Raw genomic sequence first — 511 nt, 5'->3', positions numbered from 1 at the left:
TCTACGCTGAAAAAAAAGTGCGGTCAGTCACGGGGTAATAAATGGAAATTAAGTTATTAGAAAAAGTGATGTGAAAAATAAAATAATAACGCGGTAAACAATACCGCGTTATTCCCATCATTATCACTTACAGGCTCCAAAATAATACCGCCAACAGTTGAGGGGACATAATGCGCAAAAACATCGCCATCGGATAGACCGTCGCATACGAGAGCGCGGCGGCCCCGCTGGTGGCATGCAGTCCGTTGGCAAAGGCCAGTGCAGGCGGATCCGTCATTGAACCTGCCAACATCCCACACAACGTCAGGTAGTTCATTTTCCCGACCGCTCGCGCCAACACACCGACGATTAACAGTGGAATGATGGTGATACAGGCACCGTAGGCCACCCACCAAATGCCTTCGCCGTACAGCAGGGTATCAAAAAAGTCGCCGCCCGATTTTAGCCCAACCACGGAAAGAAACAGCACAATACCCAATTCGCGCAGCGCCAGGTTCGCACTGGGCGGCAT

Annotated in this window: 1 pseudogene; it reads right to left on the bottom strand. The window is 50.5% G+C overall.

Features of this window, described 5'->3' with window-relative positions:
* Positions 1–127: 127 nt before the first annotated feature.
* Positions 128–511: pseudogene (locus J5224_RS35325) on the bottom strand (transporter); the annotation flags it as partial.

The organism is Candidatus Symbiopectobacterium sp. NZEC135 (assembly GCF_025962695.1).
This window is presented reverse-complemented; position numbering and strand designations above follow the sequence as displayed.